We start from the raw sequence: 21981 nt of genomic DNA, 5'->3' as shown, positions 1-21981 counted from the left end.
ATTGGGCAGGAGGCGCATGAGGCGGGTCGCGTCTCGCAGACTTCGCTTGCAAACGATCTACCCGCACCCCCGCCCAACTCTCCCCCATCGATGGGGAGGGCTTGCAGTAAAACGGCGTTCAACCCCCACAGGCGCCTATCGACTCTGCCGCGTTTTTCCGCCATAAGCCGCGACTTCCGGCGCAATTGAACCTGCGCCTCCACCATCACGACCCCTGATTGTCTTCAGGACGAGGATGGAGAGGGCCTCTGTCGACGTGATCGTTCGCAGAGGTCGCCCGCCTATGGGCGTTTCTCATGGAGGCCAAGGCCCAGGCGCATGAAAGGGTTTGAATGTTCGAGGCTCTGAACGAGCGACTGACAGGCGTCTTCGACCGGATCACCGGCCGCGGCGCCCTGTCCGAAAAGGATGTCGAGGAGGCCCTGCGCGAGGTCCGCGTCGCCCTGCTCGAGGCCGACGTCGCCCTGCCGGTGGTCAAGGACTTCATCGCCCGCGCCAAGACGGCCGCGACCGGCGAGGATGTCATCCGCGCGGTCAAGCCCGCCGATCAGGTCATCAAGATCGTCTATGACGGCCTGGTCGACATGCTGGGCGGCGAAGAGCCGGTTCCGCTGAACACCAATGCGACCCCGCCCGCCGTCGTGCTGATGGCCGGTCTGCAGGGTTCGGGCAAGACGACGACCTCGGCCAAGCTGGCCCTGCGTCTGTCGAAGTTCGACAAGAAGAAGGTCATGATGGCCTCGCTGGACACGCGTCGTCCGGCGGCCATGGAACAGCTGGCTACGCTCGGTCAGCAGATCGAGGTCGCGACCCTGCCCATCGTGGCGGGCGAGAGCGCGGTCCAGATCACCCGCCGTGCGCTTCAGTCGGCCAAGCTTCAGGGCTTCGACGTCTTGATCCTCGACACCGCCGGCCGCATCACCCTGGACGAAGGGCTGATGAACGAGGTGGCCGAGGTCGCCGAGATCGCCCAGCCGGTCGAGACCCTGCTGGTCGCCGACAGCCTGACGGGTCAGGACGCGGTGCGCACCGCCGCCGCCTTCCACGAGCGTCTGCCCCTGACGGGTCTGGTGTTGACCCGCGCCGACGGCGACGGGCGCGGCGGCGCCATGCTGTCGATGCGCGCTGTCACCGGCCTGCCGATCAAATATCTGGGCGCGGGCGAAAAGGTCGATGCGCTGGACGTCTTCGACGCCCGCCGCGTCGCTGGCCGCATCCTGGGTCAGGGGGACATCGTCGCCCTGGTCGAGAAGGCCGCGGGCGAGCTGGACCAGGCCAAGGCCGAGAAGATGGCCCGCAAGCTGGCCAAGGGTCAGTTCGATCTGGACGACCTGGCGGGCCAGCTGAACCAGATGAAGAAGATGGGCGGTCTTCAGGGCATCATGGGCCTGCTGCCCGGCGTGGCCAAGATGAAGGCCCAGATGGCCGAGAACAACGTCTCAGACAAGCTGATCGACCGCCAGCTGGCCGTCATCTCCTCGATGACCAAGGCCGAGCGCAAGAAGCCGGACCTGCTGAACGCCAGCCGCAAGAAGCGCGTGGCCAAGGGCGCCGGCGTTGACGTTCAGGACATCAACCGCCTGCTGAAGCAGCACCGGCAGATGGCCGACATGGTCAAGTCGCTGTCCAAGGGCGGCGGCAAGAACCTGCAGAAGATGGCCTCCATGATGGGCGGCCTGCCCGGCATGGGCGGCGGCGGTCCCGACATGAACCGTCTGAAGGCGCTGGGCGGCGGCAAGATGCCGGAGCCCTCGGCCGATGAAATGAAAGCCATTCAGGACCGCCTGGCGGGTCTGGGCGGCGGACAACTTCCGGGGGGCCTTCCGGGTCTGCCGGGCTTCCCCAAAAAGAAATAACGACCTTCTAGAAAGAGACTGAAAATGCTGAAGATTCGTCTGGCCCGCGGCGGCGCCAAGAAGCGCCCCTACTACCACATCGTCATCGCCGACTCGCACAGCCCGCGCGACGGCAAGTTCATCGAGCGCGTCGGCAGCTACAACCCGATGCTGCCGAAGGACAGCGCCACCCCGCGCGTCGTCCTGAAGCAGGAGCGCATCCTGGAATGGCTGGTCAAGGGCGCTCAGCCGACCGACCGCGTCGCCCGCTTCCTGTCGCAGGACGAAGTTCTGGGCGCCAAGGTCAAGTGGACCCAGGGCAACAACCCCAAGAAGGCCGAGCCGGGCAAGAAGGCCCAGGAACGCGCCGCCGAGCGCGCCCAGCGCGAAGCCGACCGCCTGGAAGCCGAAGCCGCCGCCAAGGCCGAGGCCGCTGAAGCCGCCGCCGCCGCCGCTGCTGCTCCGGCCGTGGAAGAAGCGCCTGCTGAAGAAGCCCCTGCGGCTGAAGCGGCTGCTGAAGTCGCCGCTGAGACGACCGAAGAGCAGGCCTAAGCCTTATCTCTTCATCCGGCCACGGCCGGTTGAAACGGGAAAGCAGCGTCCTTTCGGGGCGCTGCTTTTCTGCTATCTGGACCCATCGCATCGGCAAACGGAGCCCGGCCATGAGCAGCGAAGACAGACTGGTCCTGGTCGGCCAGATCGGCGGCGCCTTCGGGGTGAAGGGCGAGGTGCGGATCAGCGCCTATACCGCCGACGCCATGGCCCTGGTCGGCTATTCGCCGCTGCTAGGCGCCGACGGAAAGCCCGTGTTGACGTTGATTTCCGCGCGCCCGGACAAGGCGGGCGTGGTGGCGCGGGTCAAGGAGATCGCTACCAAGGAAGAGGCCGACGCCCGGCGCGGCCAGAAGTTGTTCGTCACCCGCGACGCCCTGCCTGAGCCGGACGAAGACGAGTTCTACCTGACCGACCTGGTTGGTCTGGAGGCGCGCGATCCGGCCGATGTGGTGCTGGGCAAGGTGAAGTCGGTTCAGAATTTCGGCGCCGACGACATGCTGGAGATCGCCCCGGCCGAGGGCGGCCCGACCTGGTATCTGCCCTTCACCCGCGAGGCGGCGCCGGAGCTGCGCATCAGCGAGGGCTGGCTGCGCATCGTCCGCCCGACCGAAGTCAGCGACCGCGACGAAGACTGAGGCGCAGACATTCGCCGCATCAGCGGTTGCGGATTGCGGCGACGTCTCCAACATGAATGGGGTCACACCAGCCGGAGCGCCCCATGGCCGACCTGTCCGCCTTTCCCGTCACCCGCCAGTTTCCGCCGCAGCAGCCCGACCGGCTGCAACTCTATTCGCTGGCGACGCCCAATGGGGTGAAGGTCTCCATCCTGTTGGAGGAGCTGGGCCTGCCCTATGAGGCGCACCTGGTCGATATCAGCAAGGACGAGACCTGGACGCCCGAGTTCCTGTCGCTGAACCCCAACGGCAAGATTCCGGCCATCATCGACCCCGACGGTCCGGGCGGAAAACCGCTGGCCCTGTTCGAGTCGGGGGCCATCCTGGTCTATCTGGCGGAGCAGGCGGGACGCTTCCTGCCGACCGATCCGGCGGCGCGCTATGAGACGCTGCAGTGGGTCTTCTTCCAGATGGCGGCCATTGGTCCGATGTTCGGCCAGGTCGGCTTCTTCCACAAATACGCAGGTCGCGAATTCGAGGACAAGCGGCCGCGCGACCGCTACGTCGCGGAATCGCGCCGGCTGCTGGGGGTTCTGGAAGGGCGGCTCGCCAATGAAGGGGGAGAGCCCCGGACCTGGATCATGGGCGACGACTACACCATCGCCGACATCGCCATCCTGGGTTGGGTGCGGAACCTGGTCGAGCATTATGGCGCTGGCGAACTGGTCGGCTTTGCGGACTTTCCGCGCGTGGCCGCCTGGCTGGCGCGCGGGCTAGCCCGACCGGCTGTGCAGCGGGGCCTGAGCGTCCCGGCATAGCCGTAAGACGAGATTGCGGGGGCGGGCGGTGCGCCGCGCCCCCGCGTCCGCTCAGACTTCTTCGGTCGGGGCGTCGCCGACGTACTTCTTGATCGACTCGATGGCGCGTTTGGCGCCCGACTTGTCGGAATAGCCCTCGGTCGAGAAGATGATCTCGGAGTTGTATTTGAACCGGACGCGGAACTCGCCGGCCTTGTCCTGATAGACTTCGAACTTGTGCGCCATGATCGTCTCGCTCTGACGGCCGCCAGTCGGCCAAGGCGAAGAAGCTGCCACGGCCTCGCTCGGGCCGTAAAGGGCGCGAAATGTAAAAGGCCGTGAGGCGCTCAGCCGCGCGCGGGAATCCAGCGTCGCGCCGCCAGGGCCAGGAAGCCGACCGCCAGCCCCCAGAAGGCCGAGCCGACGCCGAATAGAGCCACGCCCGACGCCGTGGCGGCGAAGGTCAGGACGGCGGCCTCGCGATCCTTGGCCTCGCCCATCATGGCGCCCAGCGATCCGGTCAGGGGCGCGATCAGGGCCAGGCCGGTGATGGCGGCCAGCGCTCCGGTCGGCATGGCGATGAACAGGCCCGCCAGCGGCGCGGCGAACAGGGCGACGACCAGGTAGAACAGGCCGTAGATCACGCCCACGGTCCAGCGCTGCGTCGCATCGGGATGGGCGTCCGGTCCGGTGCAGATGGCGGCGGTGATGGCGGCCAGGTTGACGCCGTGCGCCCCGAACGGCGCCAGCAGGGTGCTGGTCAGACCGCCCCAGAAGATCAGCTTTCCGGCGGGCGGTGCGTAGCCTGCGGCCCTCAGCACCACCAGTCCGGGCAGGTTCTGCGACGCCAGCGTCACCAGATACAGCGGCAGGGCCAGGCTGACCGCCGCCTTCCAGTCGAAGGCGGGCATGACGGGCGACAGGGCGCCGAACAGGCCGGTTCCCTCGGGCAGGGCGACCTGACCGCGCACGGCCAGCACGGCGAAGGCGGCGACCAGAACGGCGGGCAGGGACCAGGCGGGCGCCAGTCGACGCATGACCAGAAAGACCAGCAGCAGCCCCGCCGCCAGCATCAGATCGGTCGGAAACACCAGGAACAGCTTGAGGCAGAAGGGCAGCAGCACCCCCGCCAGCATGGCCGAGGCGACGGCCGCCGGAATGCGCTCGGCCAGCCGGCCCAGCGCCGGGACCAGTCCGGTCAGCACCATCATCAGCCCGGCGATGACGAAGGCGCCCACGGCCGTCGACCAGCCGAGGCCGAGCGTCGAGGCCGCCAGCAGGGCCGCCCCCGGCGTCGACCAGGCCAGCACCACGGGCATCTTCAGCCGCCAGCTCAACACCGCACCGGGCAGGCCGATGCCCAGGCACAGGGCGGTGACCATGGAGATGATCTGGCCGGGCGACGCGCCCATGGCCTGTCCGGCCTGAACCACCAGGGCGACCGTGCCGCCGAAGCCGACGACGGTCGCCACGGCGGCGGCCGAGAAACTGGCGGGAGGAGGCAGGCGCACGGAACTCATGCGCTCAAGCTAGGCCGGGCGGCGGGAGCCTGAAAGCGGAAATACGCCTTTCGCCGCTCATCCCGGCGGACGCCGGGACCCAGTGCTTTGGCTTCATCCACGCCGCCGGGATTGAGGCGCTGATCTGAGGGGCGCGTCCTTGGCTCTTACTGGATCCCGGCGTCCGCCGGGATGAGCGGAGATAATAGGGATAATAGAAAAGGGCCGCCGGTTCGCCCGGCGGCCCTCTGTCTGTCCGAAACCCGGTCGGGCTCAGCCTTCCATGTCGTCCGGCAGGCCCACGGCGTGGAAGCCGGCGTCGACGTGGACGACTTCGCCCGTGGTCGAGCGGCCCAGGTCCGAGCACAGCCACAGGGCGGCGCCGGCGACGCCTTCCATCGAGGTCTCTTCCTTGATCAGCGAGAACTGCGCCGACTTGGAGTGAAGGCCGCGCCCGCCCGAGATGCCCGCCAGCGACAGGGTGCGCATGGCGCCCGCCGAGATGGCGTTGACGCGGATGTTCTTCGGACCCAGGTCGCGGGCGATGTAGCGCGTCGCGGCTTCCAGAGCGGCCTTGGCCACGCCCATGGTGTTGTAGTTGGGGATGACGCGTTCCGACCCGAGGTAGGTCAGGGTGATCATCGAGCCGCCGTTGGGCATCAGCCTGGCCGAACGCTTGGCCACGTCGACGAAGCTGAAGGCCGAGATGTTCATGGCCAGCAGGAAGCTGTCGCGGGTGGTGTTGTCGACGAAGGAGCCCTTCAGCTCGTCCTTGTTGGCGAAGGCCACCGAGTGGACGACGAAGTCGATCGTGCCGAATTCCTTCTCCAGCTCGGCGAAGGCGGCGTCCATGGAGGCGTCGTCGGTGACGTCGGCCTGGATCAGCAGCTTGGCGCCGACGCTTTCGGCCAGCGGGCGCACGCGGCGCTCAAGACCTTCGCCCAGGTAGGTGAAGGCCAGCTCGGCGCCCTGGGCGGCCAGCTGCGAGGCGATGCCCCAGGCGATGGAGCTGGAGTTCGCGACCCCCATGATCAGGCCCTTCTTGCCCTTCATGAGGTCTCCGGTGGGCATGTCCCAGCCTTCGCTCGTCGCCATGGGTTCGTCTCCGTATCTAGAACTTGTTCCGCCTTTTGGACGGGCGCGCGGCGGGTGACAAGCGTTCAGGCCCTGATCCGCTTCCTGATCCGTCGCTGGCGTTTCGCGGCGAGCGGCCTAAGTTGTAGGCATGAGCTTCGACGTCGACAGTCCGAATGCGCAACCGGAGGCGGGGCCGGTCTTCTTCGACCGCCGCGAACTGGACCAGATGCTGCGGGTCTATGGGCGGATGGTGGCGGCGGGCGAATGGCGCGACTACGCCATGGCCGGCCAGAAGGATCGCGCCGAGTTCGCCGTCTTCCGCCGCCACGGCGACGCGCCGCTCTACCGTATCGAGAAGCGCCCGGCCCTGCGGCTGAAACAGGGCCAGTGGGCCGTGATCGGCGAGGGCGGCCATGTGCTGAAACGCGGCCGCGACCTGGCCCAGGTGCTGCGTGTCTTCGACAGCCGAAAGTTCACGGTGGTGGAGTAGGGCGGAAGGCGAGGGCCAAAGAAAAGGCCCCGACGTCGCCGTCGAGGCCTTTTCCGTTAGGACTTGCGAAGCCCCTATTCGCGGCTGCCCATGAAGGCCAGCAGGAACTGGAACAGGTTGATGAAGTTGATGAACAGGCTCAGGGCGCCGAAGCCCGTGGCCACGCCCATGGCGTTCTTGTCGCCGCCGAGGGCGTAGTAGGTCATCTTCAGGCGCTGGGTGTCATAGGCGATCAGACCCGAGAAGATCAGCACGCCGGCGCCCGAGATGATCAGGTACATCACGCCCGACTGCATGAAGATGTTCACGATCGAGGCGATGACCAGGCCGATCACGCCCATGATCAGGAAGGTGCCCATGCCGGTCAGATCCTTCTTGGTCGTGTAGCCGACCAGGCTCAGACCCGCGAAGGCGGCGGCCGTGACGAAGAAGGTCGAGGCCAGCGAACCGTTGGTATAGCGCAGGAACAGCACGCCCAGGCCCGCGCCGATGGTGGCGACCACGGCCCAGTAGAGCATGTTCACGCCCTTGGCCGACGGGTTCTTCATGAAGAACATCGAACCGAACAGCATGACCAGCGGCGAGAACTGGACGATCATGCCCAGCATCGTCAGGCCGATACGGCCGTCGTCCATGCGCGCGAACAGCAGTTGCTGCACCGCTGGGACGTTGCCGGTGACGTAGGCCAGGGCGCCCGCGACGACCAGACCGATCGCCAGCTTGTTGTAGACGCCCAGCATGAAGGCGCGCAGACCGGCGTCGACGGACATGTCCGCCGACTGCGGAAGCGGGCGCGCATAGCCGTTGTTGAAATCGCTCATCGCGAAAGAAGTCTCCCATTCGGCCGGGAATGTCCCGACCTTTGGCTGAAATATCGGGACGCTGAGGCGTCCTTGCAAGAAAAACCGGACTTCCGGCCGCCGGTTCCGCCCGCTACCAAGGGTCGCATGTTACGCCTGTTCACCGCCATCGTCATTCCCGAGGACGTCGCCGAGACCCTGGCGCGCCGCCAATCCGGCCTGCCGGGCGCGCGCTGGCGGCCGCTGGACGCCCTGCACGTCACCCTGGCCTTCTATGGCGAAGCGTCCGAGCGCACGGCCGATGATCTGGCCTCGGAGCTGACGCGGGCCGAGGGCGGGGGGGCGTTCGAGATCACCCTGAACGGCGTCGGCGCCTTCGGCGACAGTCACCGCAGCCATACCCTGTGGGCGGGGCTGGAGCGGTCCGAGCCGCTGAACGTCCTGGCCGGGCGTTGCCGCTCGGCGGGCGAGCGCGCGGGGGTCCCGCCGGAGAAGCGCGAATACCGGCCGCACGTCACCCTGGCCTATTTGAAGCCTCAGGCGAATCCTGATCGCATCGGCGCCTGGATCACCGGACACAATCTGCTGAAGTCGCCGCCGATCCGCGTGGATCGCTTCGGCCTCTATTCCAGCGTCCTGACCGGCGACGGCAGCGTCTACACCCTGGAACGCGAGTATCTATTGTGATCGACCGCCCGATATCGCCTCCCTCGTCTCCCTTGGGCCCCACGCTGGAGACGGAACGCCTGTTCCTGCGTCCGCCGACGCTGGAGGATTTTCCGCGCTGGGCTGACTTCATGAGCGACCCCGAGACGACGCGCTTCATCGGCGGGGTGCAGTCCCGGCATGAGGTATGGCGCGGCATCGCCTCGGTCGCGGGCATGTGGGCGCTGCACGGCGAGGGCATGTTCTCGTTGATCGAGAAGGCGACCGGCCTGTGGATGGGGCGCATCGGGCCGCTGCATCCCTATGGCTGGCCGGGCCGCGAGGTGGGCTGGAGCCTGCACCGCGACGCCACGGGCAAGGGCTACGCGATCGAGGCCGCCGCCGCGACGATGGACTACGCCTGCGACGTGCTGGACTGGCCGGACGTCATCCACTGCATCGATCCCGATAACCGGGCGTCGGAGAAGGTGGCCGAGCGGCTGGGCTCGACCAATCGCGGGCCGGGCGTCATGCCGCCGCCGTTTCATGAGCACGCGGTCAACCTATGGGGCCAGACGCGGGACGAGTGGCGGGTGAACCGTCTGAAGCTGGCTCGCTGATCTTCTCCTCCCCATTCGCATGGGGAGGAAACGCTTGCAGCTGGAACATAGGCGGAACATAAAGGCGGCATGGCCGCTGCCGCGCTACACCTCGAACTGGTCTTCAGCCGCCCGGAGACGACCGTGTCGGTCACGCGGGGCGCGGCGCGGCTGATGCTGGACATGGGCTATGCGCCCCTGCTGGAGGTCTGCCTGCCCAACGGACGGCGCGCCGACGTTATGGCTCTGGGGCCCAAGGGCGACATCATTATCTGCGAGGTGAAGTCGGGGATCGACGACTATCGCGTCGATCGCAAATGGCAGGAGTACGGCCCCTTCTGCGACGCCTTCTACTTCGCCGTCGCGCCGGAGTTTCCTGAAGGCGTCCTGCCCGACGAACCCGGCCTGATCGTCGCCGACGGCTTCGGCGGGGCGGTGGTGCGCGAGGCGATCGCCACGCCCTTGGCCCCCGCACGCCGCAAGGCCTTGACCCTGGCCTTCGCGCGCCTGGGCGCGCTCAGGACGATGCGGGACTGAAGCCCTATCCGCCCACGGCGTGCAGGGCCGCGCCGTGTTCACGCAGCCAGCGGCGGTGCGGGCGGGGGTCGCCGATCAGGCGCGCCACGACGGACCAGTAGGCGGGGCTGTGGTCGGCGTGGACCAGATGGGCGACCTCGTGCGCGGCCAGGTAGTCGGCCACGGCGGGCGGGGCCATGATGACGCGCCAGGAATAACGGATCGAGCGATTGTGCGGACTGCACGAGCCCCAGCGCGAGCGGGTGTCGACGATGGACACTTTCACCGGCTTCTGGCCCAGCGTCTTCAAATGGACTTCGGTTCGCTCGACCAGAAAGTCGCGCGCGGCGCGACGAAACCAGTTCTCGATACGGCGCGAGAAGGCCTCGCCTTCGCCGCCCGAGCGCAGCACCGGCCCCGCGGCCGTCTCGATCAGGCACGCCGCCCCTGCGCCGCCGGTCGCCTCCAGCCGCAAGGGCCGTCCCAGCCAGGTCACGATTGCGCCCGGCTCAAACGCCAGGGTGTCGACCCGCGCGGCCAGCCGTTCGGCGATCCATCCGGCCTTTGTGCGGGCGAAGGCCACGACCTCGCCCAGGCGCCGCTCGCTAGGCGCCACGGCCACGGCCTCGCCCGCGCGGGCGTCGATGCGGATCGACAGCCTTCGCGCGCGCGGATTGACCGACAGCCTCAGGGCGCCGCCGCCCTCAAGCGGCAGACGCTGACCGTTCCGGTACGACACTGAGGTCTTCGTTCTGATCGATGAAGTCACGCACGCGCGGATAGATCTCCTCGCGGAACCGACGGCCGTTGAAGACGCCGTAGTGGCCGACCTTGGGCTGGACGTAGAGCAGGCGCCGGTCGTCGGGAATGTTGGGCGTCAGGCCGTGCGCGGCCTGGGTCTGGCCCACGCCGGAGATGTCGTCCATCTCGCCCTCGATGGTGGCCAGGCCGATGTCGGTGATCGCCGTCAGATCGACCGTCGCGCCGCGATGCTGCAACAGGCCGCGCGGCAGCAGGTGCTGCTGGAAGACGATGTCGATGGTCTGGAGATAGAATTCCTCGGTCAGGTCCAGCACCGACAGATATTCGTCGTAGAATTGCTCGTGCTTCTCGACCCCGTCGCCGTCGCCCGCCACCAGATCCTCGAAATAGCGGCGATGGGCGTCGACGTGCTTGTCCTCGTTCATCGACATGAAGCTGTAGAGCTGGACGAAGCCCGGATAGACCCGCCGACCGACGCCCGGATAGGGCCAGGGCACGGTGTGGATCATGTTCGACTTGAACCAGGTGAAGGGCTTTTCCTCGGCCAACTGGTTGGTCGTCGTCGGCGACAGTCGGGCGTCGATGGGCGAGCCCATGAAGGTCATGGAGGCGGGTCGGTTCGGGTCGTTCTCGGCCGCCATCACGGCGCAGGCCGCCAGCACCGGCGGCCCCGGCTGGCAGACGCCGACGACGTGGGCGCGCGGCCCGACCGCCGCCAGCATGTCGCGCACATGGTCGATGTAGTCGTTGAAGTCGAAGCGCCCTTCCAGCATCGGCACCTGGCGGGCGTTGGTCCAGTCGGTGACATAGACGTCGTGGTCCTGCAGGAAGGTCTCGACCGTGCCGCGCAGCAGGGTGGCGTAGTGGCCTGACAGCGGGGCCACGATGACCACGGCGGGCGCCGCCGTTGGTTTGCCCGCGCGCTTCAGGTCGCCGATGTTGCGGGCGAACCGCACCAGTCGGCACCAGGGCGAGGACCAGACGACCTGTTCGGCGGTGCGGACGGGCTTGCCCTCGATCTCGAGCGTCTCAAGACCCCAGTCGGGCTTGCCGTAGCGGCGCGTCAGGCTCTCGAACACTTCCGCCGAGGCATAGGCGGTGCGGCCGATGGCCGTGTCCGACGCCGGATTGAACGGAGAGGTCCAGAACTGGCGGGCCATCTGGGCCCCGATCCGGAACGGCGTCGCCGAATGATAGGCGAGCTCGTGAAAAGCGTAGAGCATGAAACCCCGACTGCGGCCCCCGCCGATGCGGAACGCCGATCATACAGAGTGGTGCGCCGCAAAAAAGGCCGGTCGCGCTTCGTTCAGGGAAAGGTGATCAGCCCTTCTCCATCGCGTTCTCGATCAGGGTCGCGGTGCGGCTGGGCCCCAGGTCGTGCGCCACGGCGCTGCGGAACTGTCCGTCCGGACCCATCAGATAGACGGTCAGGCCGTGGTTCATGGTATAGCCCTCGCCCTCGCCGACCTTCTGATAGAAGGCGCGATAGGCCTTGGCCGCCTTGGCCACCTGTTCCGGCGTGCCGGTCAGGCCGATGACCCCGTCAGGGAAACCGTCCGACGAGAGATAGTCCTTCAGCATCTGCGGCGTGTCGCGCTCGGGGTCGATGCTGATGAAGACGATCTGCAGATCCTTGGCCTTGTCGCCCATCTTTTCCTGCACGGCGTTCAGCACGCCCAGGGTGGTGGGGCAGTAGTCGGGGCAGTAGGTGAAGCCGAAGAAGACCAGGGTCCATTTGCCGTTCAGGATCGTCTGGTCGACCGTCTTGCCGTTCTGATCCGTCAGGGTGAAGTCGCCGCCGACCAGGGGCTGGCCCGTCGTGACGTCCGTGGTCTGGGCCGCCTGCTGGCGGCCGCCGACGACCACCATGGTGATCAGGCCCAGCGCCAGGGCGATGACCGCGCAGGCGGCGGCGAACAGGATCACAGGACGGCGGGGCATGGCGTCTCCTCATCGGGAACGGAGGTCGTTTCGGCGGCCGCGACACGGCGAACCGTGCAGCCGCTCTTCGCCCGGTCTATAGAAGAGCGGTGAGCCCTACAGAAGCCCCCATCCCGTCGCACGCCCATCGCGAGGTCCAGCCGCACGTCCTGACACAGGCGGCCGGCGAACTGGCCGGTCTGCCGGAGTTGCCGCGGCGCGGGCGGGGCCTGTCGCTGCGCACCCTGATCGTGCTGCGCTGGCTGGCGGTGATCGGCCAGACCTCGGCGATCCTGACGGCCTATTTCGCCCTGCATTTCCCCCTGCCTTTGTGGGAGTGCCTGGCCGTGATCGGTGCGGGCGTGGCGATGAACCTGGCCACCATGGCGCGCGCGCGGCGCATCGACGGCAGCCTGCCCGACGGGCCGAGGACCGCCGCACAGCTGGGCTTCGACATTCTGCAGCTGGCGACCCTGCTGGCCTTGACCGGCGGGCTGGCCAACCCCTTCTGCCTGCTGCTGGTGGCGCCCGTGACCATCGCGGCGGCGGCCCTGCCCGCGCGCCAGGCGGTGATCCTGGGCGTGATGGCGCTGATCGCCGTGGGCTTCCTCTTCTCCTGGTCTCTGCCCCTGCCGTGGCGCCTGCATGAACATCTGGAGCTGCCGGGCCTCTATCGTCTGGGGCTGGGGCTGGCGCTGGTGACGGGCGTGCTGTTCACGGCCGGCTACGCCTGGAAGGTGGCGGCCGACGCCGACAAGCTAGAACTGGCCCTGGCCACCACCCAGGACGTGCTGCAGCGCGAACAGCGGCTGGCGGCCCTGGGCGGTCTGGCCGCCGCCGCCGCGCACGAGCTGGGCACGCCGCTGGCCACCATCCAGGTCGTCGCCAAGGAGATGCTGCGCGACGCGCCCTCGGGCAGCCCGGCGGCCGAGGACGCCGCCCTGATCCTGCAACAGGCGGAGCGTTGCCGCGCCATCCTGAAGCAACTCTCATCCCAGCCTGAAGAAGGCGACGCCCTGTTCGCCGACATCGGGCTGAAGGCCCTCTTGGAGGAGGTGGCCGAGCCGCATCGCGGCTTCGACCTGGATTTCGACATCGCCCTGAAGATCCCGTCCGGCCAGGACGCGCCACGCCTGCGCCGACTGCCCGAGATCGTCCACGGCCTGTCCACCCTGGTGGAGAACGCCGCCGACTTCGCCACCGCCCGCGTCCAGTTGACCGCCGTGGTCGACGCCGGGTGGATCGAGATCGACATCGTCGATGACGGCCCCGGCTTCGCCTCCGAAATCCTGCCGCGCCTGGGCGAGCCCTATGTGACCAGCCGCCCCCAGGCCAAGGCCCGCCGCGCCCTGGCGGCCCAGATCGCCTCGGCCACGCGCCCGGCCCGCCGGGAACGCCGCGCGCCGCCGCCCCCGGTCACGGCCCCCATCGCCCCCAGCCAGGGCGGCATGGGGCTGGGCTTCTTCATCGCCCGCACCCTGCTGGAACGGTCCGGCGCCAAGGTGTCGGTCGGCGCCGGCGACGCCGCAAAGGGCCAGCCGGGCGGCGCCCGCGTCTCGGTGCGCTGGCCGCGTCAGGTGCTGGAAGTCACCGCCTCGGCCATGGAAGGCGATGGAACCTGATGTCGCAGTCACGAGCTTGGCCCTTGACCCTGCGTCCCTGACGCACGACCTGAAACCTCAGGAGAAATACATGTCCGAACTCGAGACCCAGATCACGGAACAGATTGCAGCCCTCAGCGACAGGTCCTTGTTGCTGCTGGACGACGATCAGGCTCTGCGCACCCGTCTGGGCCGGGCGCTGGAATCGCGCGGCTTCGCCGTCGCCCTGGCCGGGTCCGTGGCCGAGGCCAACGACGCCCTGCGCCAATCGGTCCCCGCCTTCGCCGTGCTGGACATGCGGCTTGAGGACGGCAACGGCCTGAAGGTGGTCGAGATGATCCGCGAGCGGCGCGAGGACGCCCGCATCGTCATGCTGACCGGCTACGGCGCCATCGCCACGGCGGTCGCGGCGGTCAAGGCCGGCGCCGTGGACTATCTGCAGAAGCCCGCCGACGCCGACGACGTGGTCAAGGCCCTGCTGTCGACCGGCGAAGCGCCCGAGCCGCCGGAAAACCCGATGTCGGCCGACCGCGTGCGTTGGGAGCATATCCAGCGCGTCTATGAGCTGTGCGACCACAACGTGTCGGAAACGGCCCGTCGCCTGGGCATGCACCGCCGCACCCTGCAGCGCATCCTGGCCAAGCGCGCCCCGCGATGAAACGTCCTTCTCCCCTTGTGGGAGAAGGTGGCCCGTTAGGGCCGGATGAGGGGTGTCGGTGCAACGTCGCCGATTGAGCTGACCGGATTCAGATTGTCAGGATGAGGAGCAGCCACCCCTCATCCGTCAGGCTTCGCCCGCCACCTTCTCCCACAAGGGGAGAAGGAATAACTCAAAAGAACAGCGCGTCGGGGCGGCGTTCCTGCTGAGGCGCGGCTTGCGGCGGGCTGGGGCGCGCCGCCGAGGGCTGCTGCGGCTGTTGCGGCTGCGGGGCCTGGCCGTCGATGACGACGGGCGGCGGCGCGTCCTCATAGGGCTGGGCCGTGGCGTAGGGGTCCTCGACCTGGCCCATCAGGTCGCCGACCGGATCGGGCGCGATCCAGCCTTCGGGCAGGGGCGGGCCGTTGGGGATGGCCTGGACCGCCAGCTTGGGCAGGGCCGCCTCCATGAAGCCGCGCCAGATGGCGGCGGGCGAGGAGCCGCCGGTGACGCGGGCCATCGGCTTGTTGTCGTCCTTGCCGACCCAGACGGCGGCGACGAAGCCGCCCGTATAGCCGACGAACCAGGCGTCCTTGTAGTCCGAGGTGGTGCCGGTCTTGCCGGCGATGTCGCGCCCGCCGATGGCGGCCGAGCGGCCGCTGCCCGAGGTGATCACGCCGCGCAGCATCTGGTTCATGTAGTAGAGCGGCGGATTGTTGATGGCCTGGCCGCCTTCCGACGGGCCGTGGGTGTAGATGACCCGGCCGGACGGGGTGCGGATGCGGCTGATGCCATAGGCGTCGACGCGGCGCCCGCCGTTGGCGAAGGCGTCGTAGGCCTGGGCCATCTCCAGCGGACTGACCTCGACGGCGCCCAGGGCCATGGACGGCTGCAGGCCGATCTCGCTGGTGATCCCCAGGCGTTTGGCGGCGCGGGCCACGCTGTCGCGGCCGACCTGGTCGGCCACATAGGCGGCGACGGTGTTGGTCGACTGGGCCACGGCCTGGGCCAGGGTCATCTGGCCCGAGAAGCGGCCCGAGTAGTTGCGCGGCGACCAGCCGCCGATGGTCACGGGCTGGTCCACCACCGGGGTCTCGGGCGTATAGCCGGCCTCGACCGCCGCTAGATAGACGAAAGGCTTCCAGGCTGAGCCGGACTGGCGACGCGCATCGACGGCGCGGTTGAACTGGCTGTCGCCGTAGGAGGCGCCGCCGATCATGGCGCGCACCCGGCCGTCGCCGTCCAGCGCGACCAGGGCCGCCTGTTCGACGCCCTTGCCCTTGTCGCGGTCCAGGATGCGGCGCACGGCGCGCTCGGCGTCGGTCTGCAGCGTCAGGTCCAGGGTGGTCTCGACCACGAGGTCTTCGGTCGGCTCGCCGACCAGGCCGCGGATCTGCTTGTCCAGCCAGTCGATGAAGTATTGGGCGTGCTGGCTGGCCAGCGTCTTGGACACCCGCACCGGCTCGGCCACGGCGGCTTCGCGCTGGGCCGGGGTGATGGCGCCGACCTCGACCATTTCGTTCAGCACGACGTTGGCGCGGGTGGCGGCGCGCTCGCTCTCGGACACCGGCGAATAGCGCGAGGGCGCCTTCAGCAGGCCCGCCAGCAGGGCGGCCTCGCCGACCGTCAGCTTGTCGGCGCTCTTGTCGAAATAGCGCTGCGAGGCGGATTCGATGCCATAGGCGCCGGCGCCGAAATAGACGCGGTTCAGATAGAGGGCGAGGATCTCCTTCTTGGAGAACTTCATCTCCAGCCACACGGCCAGCATCAGCTCCTGAACCTTGCGCTTCATGTTCTGATCGGGCGTCAGGAACAGGTTCTTGGCCAGTTGCTGGGTGATGGTCGAGCCGCCCTGGACCACACGCCCGGCCTTCAGGTTCGAGGCCATGGCGCGGCTCATGCCGATCGGATCGAAGCCGGGGTGATGATAGAAGCGACGGTCCTCGATGGCCACGAAGGCGGCGGGGACGTAGTCGGGCAGGGCGTCCAGATCGACCGGGGGCGCCATCTGGGTGCCGCGCACCGCGATCAGGGCCCCGGACCGGTCCAGATAGGTGATCGAGGGCTGGCGATCGACCTCATACAGGCTGGAGGTGTCCGGCAGGTCGCGCGCGAAAACAGCGAAGAAGACGACGGCGAAGATCAGGCCCCAGACGGCCAGAACCGCGCTCCAATAGAACAGGCGGCCCATGAAGGTTCGGCGCGGTTTTCCTCCGCCCTGGTCGTTCCCGTCGGGTCCGCGGTCTTTGCGCGCCATGAACATCCCTCTATGCCAGCGACGCGAACCCTAGCCGTTCGCGTCGCCGACGAAAACGCCCCCGTTTCCGATCACGACAGCGTGAGCGCCTATTTCGCCGAAAGAATGGCGCGCCGCGCCAGCCAGACGCTCTGATCGCCGGCGTTCTCCGCCGTCAGCCCGCCCTCGTCGAGCAGGGCGCGATAGGCCTCCGGCGCCAGGCTGCCGTGATAGAGCGGCTCGCCGCGCCATTCGCCGATGGCCTCGCCGTGGGCCGGACCGGCGGTGAACATCAGCCGTCCGCCCGGGGTCACACGCGTAGCCAGTACGGGCAGGACCGCCGCCTGCGCCTCCGGCGTCAGGTGGAACAGGTTGTGCCAGGCCAGTACGCCGTGAAAGGCGCCCTCCGGCAGGGCTTCGCGCATGTCGCCGATGCGCCAGTCGCCTTTGGGTAGGGTCTCGCGCGCGTGGGCGATCAGGCCCGGCGAGGCGTCGAGGCCGACGACCTCGAACCCGCGCTCCAGCAGGGCGGCGCCCATCGGCCAGCCCGAGCCGCAGCCGACGTCCAGCACGCGGGCGCCGGGCGGCCAGCCGTTCACGAAGCGGTCCAGCCAGGCGGCTTCGTCCCAGTCGCCTTCATGTCGGCGAAGGACGGCGCCCCGGTCGCGAATCCAGTCCGCCGCCTTGTCTTGATACAGGCCGACGATCCGGTCCGCGGCCGGATGGCTCATTTGGCCAGGAAGGCGTCCAGTTCGCCGTAGAAGGCCGTCGGCTGGTCGAACATGATGAAGTGGGCGCTGTCGTCGATGCGTTTCAGTTTCGCGCCGGGCAGGGTCGCGAACGACATCTGATAGATGGCGTCGGTGACAGCGTCGGTCATGCGGGCGTCGTTGAACTTGACGTAGAGCACCTCGGTCGGGGCGGTGATCCGGGCTAGTTCGGGGCGCAGGTCGGTGGTGACCAGTTCGCGGAAGGCGGCGGCCGAGATCTTCTGGTCGCTGTCGCGCATGTCCTGAAGGGCTTCTTCGCGGCGGCTTTCGGTCTTGATCATGCCGTTGATGGCGGTGGTCGCCTGGGCGACGTAGGCCTCGCGCGGGCTGGTCGACTGGGCGGTCCAGATCTGATCGGCGACGGGGGTCACGCTTTCGGCCATTGCGCCGGGCGCGCCGAACATGGCGCCCATGAAGGGGATCATGTCGACGACCATCAGCTTGCCGACCAGGTCAGGGTGACGCGCAGCCAGCATCATGCCCATGGTGCCGCCCATGGAGTGGCCGACGACGGCGGGCTTGTTCAGGTGCTGTTCGCGGATGTAGCGGGCGATCTCCTCAGCCACGGGGGCGCCGACCGGCTGGGGCGCGTCGCCCTGGGCGTTGGCTTGGGGCGCGGCGCCGGCGAAACCGGCGACATGGATGCGATGGACGCGATAGCGCCCGGCCAGGTGATCGACCGTGCCCTGCCAGATGTCGGGCGAGGACGACAGGCCGGGGATCAGGATCAGGTCGGGGGCGCCCTCCGGCCCGTCGACGCGGACGCTAAGACGGCCGGAGGCGAAGGCGGCGTGCTCTGCACCATGCGCGGCGTGATTGACGTGGCCGTCCTGAGCCACGGCGGGGGCGGCGGCCAGCAAGAGGGCGGCGCCGAAAAAGGCGGTGGAGGCGGTGCGGATCAAGGCGTCTCTCCCAAAGAGAATTTGAGACAGATTAATTCATCGGCTGAGGAAGGGAATGCCCTTTGGACGGCTGACCGTCCCTGCTGCTACAAGGCGGCCATGACCGCAGACGCCGCGCCCGCATCTTCCGCCACGCCTGAAGCCAAAGCCCCGCCGACAGCTTTCGGCAAGGGCTTCGTCACCGACGCCTGGTATTTCGTCGCCCTGGCGCGCGACGTCCCGGTCGCCAGTCTGAAGCGCTATGAGATCATGGGCGAGCCGGTGCTGATCGGGCGCACCCGCGCGGGCGACGTCTATGGGATGCGCGACATCTGCCCCCACCGCGCCGCGCCGCTGTCAGCCGGGCGGCTGGTCGAGAAGCCGGGCGAGGGCGAGACGATTGAGTGCCCCTATCACGGCTGGCGCTTCCGGCCGGACGGGGTGTGCGCGGCCATTCCGTCGCTGGTCGAGGATCAGGCGTTCGAGGCCAACCGCATCAAGGTGCGGTCCTATCCGGTGCGCGAGAGCCAGGGCATGGTCTTCGTCTGGATGGCGGCCGACCCCCGCAATCCGTCCGAGCCGGATCAGGAGCCGCCGCAGTTTCCCGGCGCCGTCGGCCAGCCGCGTCTGGTCGAATGGATGGATTTCGACAGCCATATCGACCACGCCGTCGTCGGCCTCATGGACCCTGCACACGGCCCTTACGTCCATCAGCAATGGTGGTGGCGGTCCGAGCATTCGATGCACGAGAAGGCCAAGACCTTCGCCCCGGTCGACTTCGGCTGGGCCATGGTTCGACATGCGCCGTCCTCGAACAGCCGCCTGTACAAGGTGCTGGGCGGGGCCCCCGCGACCGAGATCACCTTCCGCCTGCCGGGCTATCGCTGGGAGCATATCCAGGTGGGGGAAAAGCAGGTGCTGGCCCTGACCTGCCTGACGCCGGTGAACGACACCAAGACCCGCATCACTCAGATCTTCTGGTCTGACCACTGGGTGTTCGGCATCGCCAAGCCCTTCCTGCGGATGGGGGTGGTCGCCTTCCTGAAGCAGGACGGCGGCATGGTGAACCTGCAGAACGAAGGGCTGAAATACGACCCGGCCCTGATCTGGATCGACGACGCCGACAAACAGGCCAAATGGTATCAGCAGCTGAAGCGCGAATGGCTGAAGAGCCGCGCCGAGGGCCGCGCCTTCGTCAATCCGATCAAGCAGACGGTGCTGCGCTGGAAGAGTTGACGGTCAGGGCGGACAGGAGCGCTGGTCGTCGGCGCGGAACAGCGTAATCATGCGGCCATGAAGCGGATCGCGCGCATCTTCCGTCTGCATTTCGCCCTGTGGCTGGGGCTCGCCGTCCTGGCGGTCGCGGTGGTTCTGACACCCGCCGCCTGGGACTGGCCGATGCGGATCGCCGCCGGTTGGGACGTCAGCGTCAGCGTCTTCCTGACGCTCACCTTCATCCGCCTGTATCGCCATCGCACGGCCTCGGCCATTCGCAAGCGGGCGGCCGACCTGGATCAGGCGGGTGGCGCCGTCTTGCCGCTCAGTCTGCTGGCGGCGGCGGCCAGCGTCTTCGTGATCGTCATGGAGACGGCGGACGGCGGCAAGCCGAGCCTGGGCGAGGCGCTGTTCTCGCTCGGCACCATCGCCGCCTCCTGGCTGTTCACCCACGTCCTGTTCGCCCTGCACTACGCCCACGAGTTCTATGCGCCGGCTCACGGCGGCGGCGATCGGCGCGGGCTGATCTTTCCGGGCGAGGAAGAGGCGGACTACGGCGACTTCCTGCACTTCTCCCTGATCATCGGCGTGGCCAGCCAGACGGCGGACATCCAGATCAGCAGCCGGAAGCTGCGCCGGATCGCCACCGTGCACAGCCTGATCGCCTTCGTCTTCAACACGGTGATCCTGGCGCTGGCGGTGAACATGGCGGTCAACCTGCTGTAGGCTGTCGCGCGCCCGTTTCGCCCGGGCGCCTTGACTTGGCCGCTATTGAGGCCCATCTGCGCTGCATCGCACAATGCGGTGACCGGCGCGTTCCAGCGCGTGTTTGGGCTTCCCTCCCCGGAGGGCCTGTCTGTCGAGCGGCCGGATCATTCGATTTCATACGTCGTCCATACACGCGGGGCGGCGCCCGTTCCCCGCCCGAGCTTCGGGCAGGCGACGTGCGCCCTTTGTGAAGGTCTGGTTCGTCCAGCCGCGCGCGCCGCCGTTCGTGAAAGACTGACGTGAGCGACATCACCTTTGAATCCATGGGCCTGAACAAGGCTCTCCTGACCGCCCTGGCCGCGACCGGCTATGAGAAGCCGACGCCGATCCAGGCCAAGTCCATTCCCGACGTCATGAAGGGCAAGGACCTGCTGGGCATCGCCCAGACCGGCACCGGCAAGACGGCGGCCTTCGCCCTGCCGATCCTGCATCGCCTGGCCGAGAACCGCGTGGCGCCCAAGCCGCGCACGACGCGCGCCCTGATCCTGAGCCCGACGCGTGAACTGGCGACCCAGATCGCCGACAGCTTCAAGCAATACGGCGCCCACCTGGGCTTCCGCGTCGCCGTCATCTTCGGCGGCGTGAAATACGGCCCGCAGGAACGCGCCCTGCAACAGGGCCTGGACGTCCTGGTCGCCGCCCCCGGCCGCCTGCTGGACCACCTGCAACAGAAGACGCTGGACCTGTCCTCGACGGAGATCTTCGTCCTGGACGAAGCCGACCAGATGCTGGACCTGGGCTTCATCAAGCCGATCCGCCAGATCGTCAGCCGCATCCCGGCCAAGCGTCAGAACCTGTTCTTCTCGGCCACCATGCCGTCGGAGATCGGCAAGCTGGCGGGCGAGCTGCTGAAGGACCCGGTCAAGGTTCAGGTCACGCCGCAGGCCACCACGGTCGAGCGCATCCAGCAGTCGGTGATCTGGGTCGAACAGGGCAAGAAGCGCGCCCTGCTGACCGAGCTGTTCTCTGATCCCGCCTATACGCGCTGCCTGGTCTTCACCAAGACCAAGCACGGCGCCGACAAGGTCGCGGCCTATCTGGAAGCCGGCGGCGTCGAGGCCGGCGCCATCCACGGCAACAAGAGCCAGCCGCAACGCGAGCGCGCGCTGGAGGCCTTCAAGAACGGCAAACTGCGCGTCCTGGTCGCCACCGACATCGCCGCGCGCGGCATCGACGTGGACAAGGTCACCCATGTGGTGAACTTCGAGCTGCCCTATGTGCCGGAAGCCTATGTCCACCGCATCGGCCGTACGGCCCGCGCGGGCAAGGACGGCACCGCCATCAGCTTCGTCGCCGGCGACGAGATGAAGCTGCTGAAGGACATCGAGAAGGTCACGCGCCAGAAGATCCCCGCGATCGACCGCCGCAACGACAAGGCCTTGTCTCAACTGGACGCCTCCATCATGTCGGCGGGCGTGGCCAAGAAGGCGACCCTGCCCGAGCGTGAAGGCCGTTCGGACGGCGAAGGGCGCGGCGGCCGTCGCGGCGGGCGCAACCCGCACCGCGAAGGCGTCAAGCAGGAGGGCGGCGGTCAGCCGCACCGCCAGCGTCGCGGCCGCAACGGTGCGCCTGCGGCCGAGCGTCCGGCGGCGGCCTATGATCCGATGGCGGGCGACCGCGCCCGTTCGTCGGTGCGCGCTGCGCCGTCCGCCGAGCCCAAGCCGGTCGGCGAGCTGCAACGTCGCCCGCGTCGTCGTCGTCCGTCGAACGGCGGCAAGGGCCACGCCGCCCAGGGCTGATGCGCTCGGCGTAGAGGCGAATAAA

General features: G+C 68.2%; 23 protein-coding genes. 13 read left to right on the top strand and 10 right to left on the bottom strand.

What is annotated here, in order from left to right:
• The first annotated feature begins 332 nt into the window (after positions 1-332).
• The 4 genes from ffh to AC3IPP_RS15775 all read left to right on the top strand — a co-directional run bounded on the left by ffh (position 333) and on the right by AC3IPP_RS15775 (position 3822).
• Entirely contained in the window at positions 333-1856 is a 1524-nt protein-coding gene (ffh, locus tag AC3IPP_RS15790; RefSeq protein WP_087139742.1) for a signal recognition particle protein, read from the top strand.
• A gap of 24 nt (positions 1857-1880) precedes the next feature.
• Complete coding sequence (rpsP, locus tag AC3IPP_RS15785) at positions 1881-2387, top strand: 30S ribosomal protein S16 (RefSeq protein ID WP_087139744.1); 507 nt, start codon at positions 1881-1883, stop codon at positions 2385-2387.
• A gap of 110 nt (positions 2388-2497) precedes the next feature.
• Complete coding sequence (rimM, locus tag AC3IPP_RS15780; RefSeq protein ID WP_489149636.1) at positions 2498-3025, top strand: ribosome maturation factor RimM; 528 nt, start codon at positions 2498-2500, stop codon at positions 3023-3025.
• Positions 3026-3108: 83 nt separating this feature from the next.
• Complete coding sequence (locus AC3IPP_RS15775) at positions 3109-3822, top strand: glutathione S-transferase N-terminal domain-containing protein (protein WP_489149635.1); 714 nt, start codon at positions 3109-3111, stop codon at positions 3820-3822.
• Between the two features lie 51 nt (positions 3823-3873).
• Here AC3IPP_RS15775 and AC3IPP_RS15770 read toward each other — a convergent pair whose 3' ends face one another.
• The 3 genes from AC3IPP_RS15770 to AC3IPP_RS15760 all read right to left on the bottom strand — a co-directional run bounded on the left by AC3IPP_RS15770 (position 3874) and on the right by AC3IPP_RS15760 (position 6371).
• Positions 3874-4047, bottom strand: coding sequence for a YegP family protein (locus tag AC3IPP_RS15770; RefSeq protein WP_076224443.1), 174 nt, complete (start codon positions 4045-4047; stop codon positions 3874-3876).
• A gap of 101 nt (positions 4048-4148) precedes the next feature.
• Positions 4149-5321 (bottom strand): benzoate/H(+) symporter BenE family transporter, encoded by a 1173-nt coding sequence (locus AC3IPP_RS15765; protein WP_489149634.1) that lies wholly within the window; start codon positions 5319-5321, stop codon positions 4149-4151.
• A 252-nt stretch (positions 5322-5573) separates the two neighbouring features.
• On the bottom strand, positions 5574-6371 hold the full coding sequence (locus tag AC3IPP_RS15760) for an enoyl-ACP reductase FabI (protein ID WP_162200520.1): 798 nt from the start codon (positions 6369-6371) through the stop codon (positions 5574-5576).
• A gap of 154 nt (positions 6372-6525) precedes the next feature.
• Here AC3IPP_RS15760 and AC3IPP_RS15755 point away from each other — a divergent pair, with 154 nt between their 5' ends.
• Positions 6526-6867 carry a DUF2794 domain-containing protein gene (locus tag AC3IPP_RS15755; protein ID WP_087141553.1) on the top strand — a complete coding sequence of 114 codons (342 nt, stop codon included), beginning with the start codon at positions 6526-6528 and terminating at the stop codon, positions 6865-6867.
• A gap of 74 nt (positions 6868-6941) precedes the next feature.
• On the opposite strand, the gene AC3IPP_RS15750 is transcribed toward AC3IPP_RS15755, so the two are convergent.
• Complete coding sequence (locus AC3IPP_RS15750; RefSeq protein ID WP_003166666.1) at positions 6942-7688, bottom strand: Bax inhibitor-1/YccA family protein; 747 nt, start codon at positions 7686-7688, stop codon at positions 6942-6944.
• 126 nt (positions 7689-7814) lie between these two features.
• On the opposite strand from AC3IPP_RS15750, the gene thpR reads away from it, so the two are divergent.
• The 3 genes from thpR to mmcB all read left to right on the top strand — a co-directional run bounded on the left by thpR (position 7815) and on the right by mmcB (position 9448).
• Positions 7815-8354 carry an RNA 2',3'-cyclic phosphodiesterase gene (gene thpR, locus AC3IPP_RS15745; RefSeq protein WP_489149633.1) on the top strand — a complete coding sequence of 180 codons (540 nt, stop codon included), beginning with the start codon at positions 7815-7817 and terminating at the stop codon, positions 8352-8354.
• Positions 8355-8386: 32 nt separating this feature from the next.
• On the top strand, positions 8387-8932 hold the full coding sequence (locus tag AC3IPP_RS15740) for a GNAT family N-acetyltransferase (protein WP_256968334.1): 546 nt from the start codon (positions 8387-8389) through the stop codon (positions 8930-8932).
• Between the two features lie 69 nt (positions 8933-9001).
• Positions 9002-9448: a DNA repair putative endonuclease MmcB gene (mmcB, locus tag AC3IPP_RS15735; RefSeq protein WP_489149632.1), complete on the top strand. Its 447-nt coding sequence runs from the start codon at positions 9002-9004 to the stop codon at positions 9446-9448.
• 4 nt (positions 9449-9452) lie between these two features.
• Here mmcB and AC3IPP_RS15730 read toward each other — a convergent pair whose 3' ends face one another.
• The 3 genes from AC3IPP_RS15730 to AC3IPP_RS15720 all read right to left on the bottom strand — a co-directional run bounded on the left by AC3IPP_RS15730 (position 9453) and on the right by AC3IPP_RS15720 (position 12130).
• Positions 9453-10166 carry a M48 family metallopeptidase gene (locus AC3IPP_RS15730; protein ID WP_489149631.1) on the bottom strand — a complete coding sequence of 238 codons (714 nt, stop codon included), beginning with the start codon at positions 10164-10166 and terminating at the stop codon, positions 9453-9455.
• On the bottom strand, positions 10132-11412 hold the full coding sequence (locus AC3IPP_RS15725) for a polyhydroxyalkanoate depolymerase (RefSeq protein ID WP_489149630.1): 1281 nt from the start codon (positions 11410-11412) through the stop codon (positions 10132-10134). The genes AC3IPP_RS15730 and AC3IPP_RS15725 overlap by 35 nt, the downstream gene beginning before the upstream one ends.
• Before the next feature lie 97 nt (positions 11413-11509).
• A complete protein-coding gene (locus AC3IPP_RS15720; protein WP_489149629.1) occupies positions 11510-12130 on the bottom strand; it encodes an SCO family protein in 621 nt (206 codons plus the stop codon).
• Positions 12131-12219: 89 nt separating this feature from the next.
• Between AC3IPP_RS15720 and AC3IPP_RS15715 the strand changes: the two genes are divergently transcribed.
• Together AC3IPP_RS15715 and AC3IPP_RS15710 are read left to right on the top strand one after the other, a co-directional pair.
• Positions 12220-13731, top strand: coding sequence for an ActS/PrrB/RegB family redox-sensitive histidine kinase (locus AC3IPP_RS15715; protein WP_489149628.1), 1512 nt, complete (start codon positions 12220-12222; stop codon positions 13729-13731).
• A gap of 70 nt (positions 13732-13801) precedes the next feature.
• Positions 13802-14368, top strand: coding sequence for an ActR/PrrA/RegA family redox response regulator transcription factor (locus AC3IPP_RS15710; protein ID WP_087141602.1), 567 nt, complete (start codon positions 13802-13804; stop codon positions 14366-14368).
• A gap of 172 nt (positions 14369-14540) precedes the next feature.
• Here the strand turns inward: AC3IPP_RS15710 and AC3IPP_RS15705 are convergent, their stop codons facing one another.
• From AC3IPP_RS15705 to AC3IPP_RS15695, 3 genes are all read right to left on the bottom strand, one after another.
• Positions 14541-16610, bottom strand: coding sequence for a transglycosylase domain-containing protein (locus tag AC3IPP_RS15705; RefSeq protein WP_087141561.1), 2070 nt, complete (start codon positions 16608-16610; stop codon positions 14541-14543).
• A gap of 83 nt (positions 16611-16693) precedes the next feature.
• Positions 16694-17314, bottom strand: coding sequence for a class I SAM-dependent methyltransferase (locus AC3IPP_RS15700; protein WP_489149627.1), 621 nt, complete (start codon positions 17312-17314; stop codon positions 16694-16696).
• Complete coding sequence (locus tag AC3IPP_RS15695; protein ID WP_489149626.1) at positions 17311-18255, bottom strand: alpha/beta fold hydrolase; 945 nt, start codon at positions 18253-18255, stop codon at positions 17311-17313. The genes AC3IPP_RS15700 and AC3IPP_RS15695 overlap by 4 nt, the downstream gene beginning before the upstream one ends.
• A 99-nt stretch (positions 18256-18354) precedes the next feature.
• Between AC3IPP_RS15695 and AC3IPP_RS15690 the strand changes: the two genes are divergently transcribed.
• The 3 genes from AC3IPP_RS15690 to AC3IPP_RS15680 all read left to right on the top strand — a co-directional run bounded on the left by AC3IPP_RS15690 (position 18355) and on the right by AC3IPP_RS15680 (position 21956).
• Positions 18355-19470, top strand: a complete 1116-nt coding sequence (locus AC3IPP_RS15690; RefSeq protein WP_489149625.1) for a Rieske 2Fe-2S domain-containing protein — start codon at positions 18355-18357, stop codon at positions 19468-19470.
• Positions 19471-19527: 57 nt separating this feature from the next.
• Positions 19528-20175 (top strand): DUF1345 domain-containing protein, encoded by a 648-nt coding sequence (locus tag AC3IPP_RS15685; RefSeq protein ID WP_087141565.1) that lies wholly within the window; start codon positions 19528-19530, stop codon positions 20173-20175.
• Between the two features lie 305 nt (positions 20176-20480).
• Positions 20481-21956 carry a DEAD/DEAH box helicase gene (locus AC3IPP_RS15680; RefSeq protein ID WP_087141603.1) on the top strand — a complete coding sequence of 492 codons (1476 nt, stop codon included), beginning with the start codon at positions 20481-20483 and terminating at the stop codon, positions 21954-21956.
• Positions 21957-21981: the final 25 nt, after the last annotated feature.

The organism is Brevundimonas sp. KH_060 (assembly GCF_057838275.1).
This window is presented reverse-complemented; position numbering and strand designations above follow the sequence as displayed.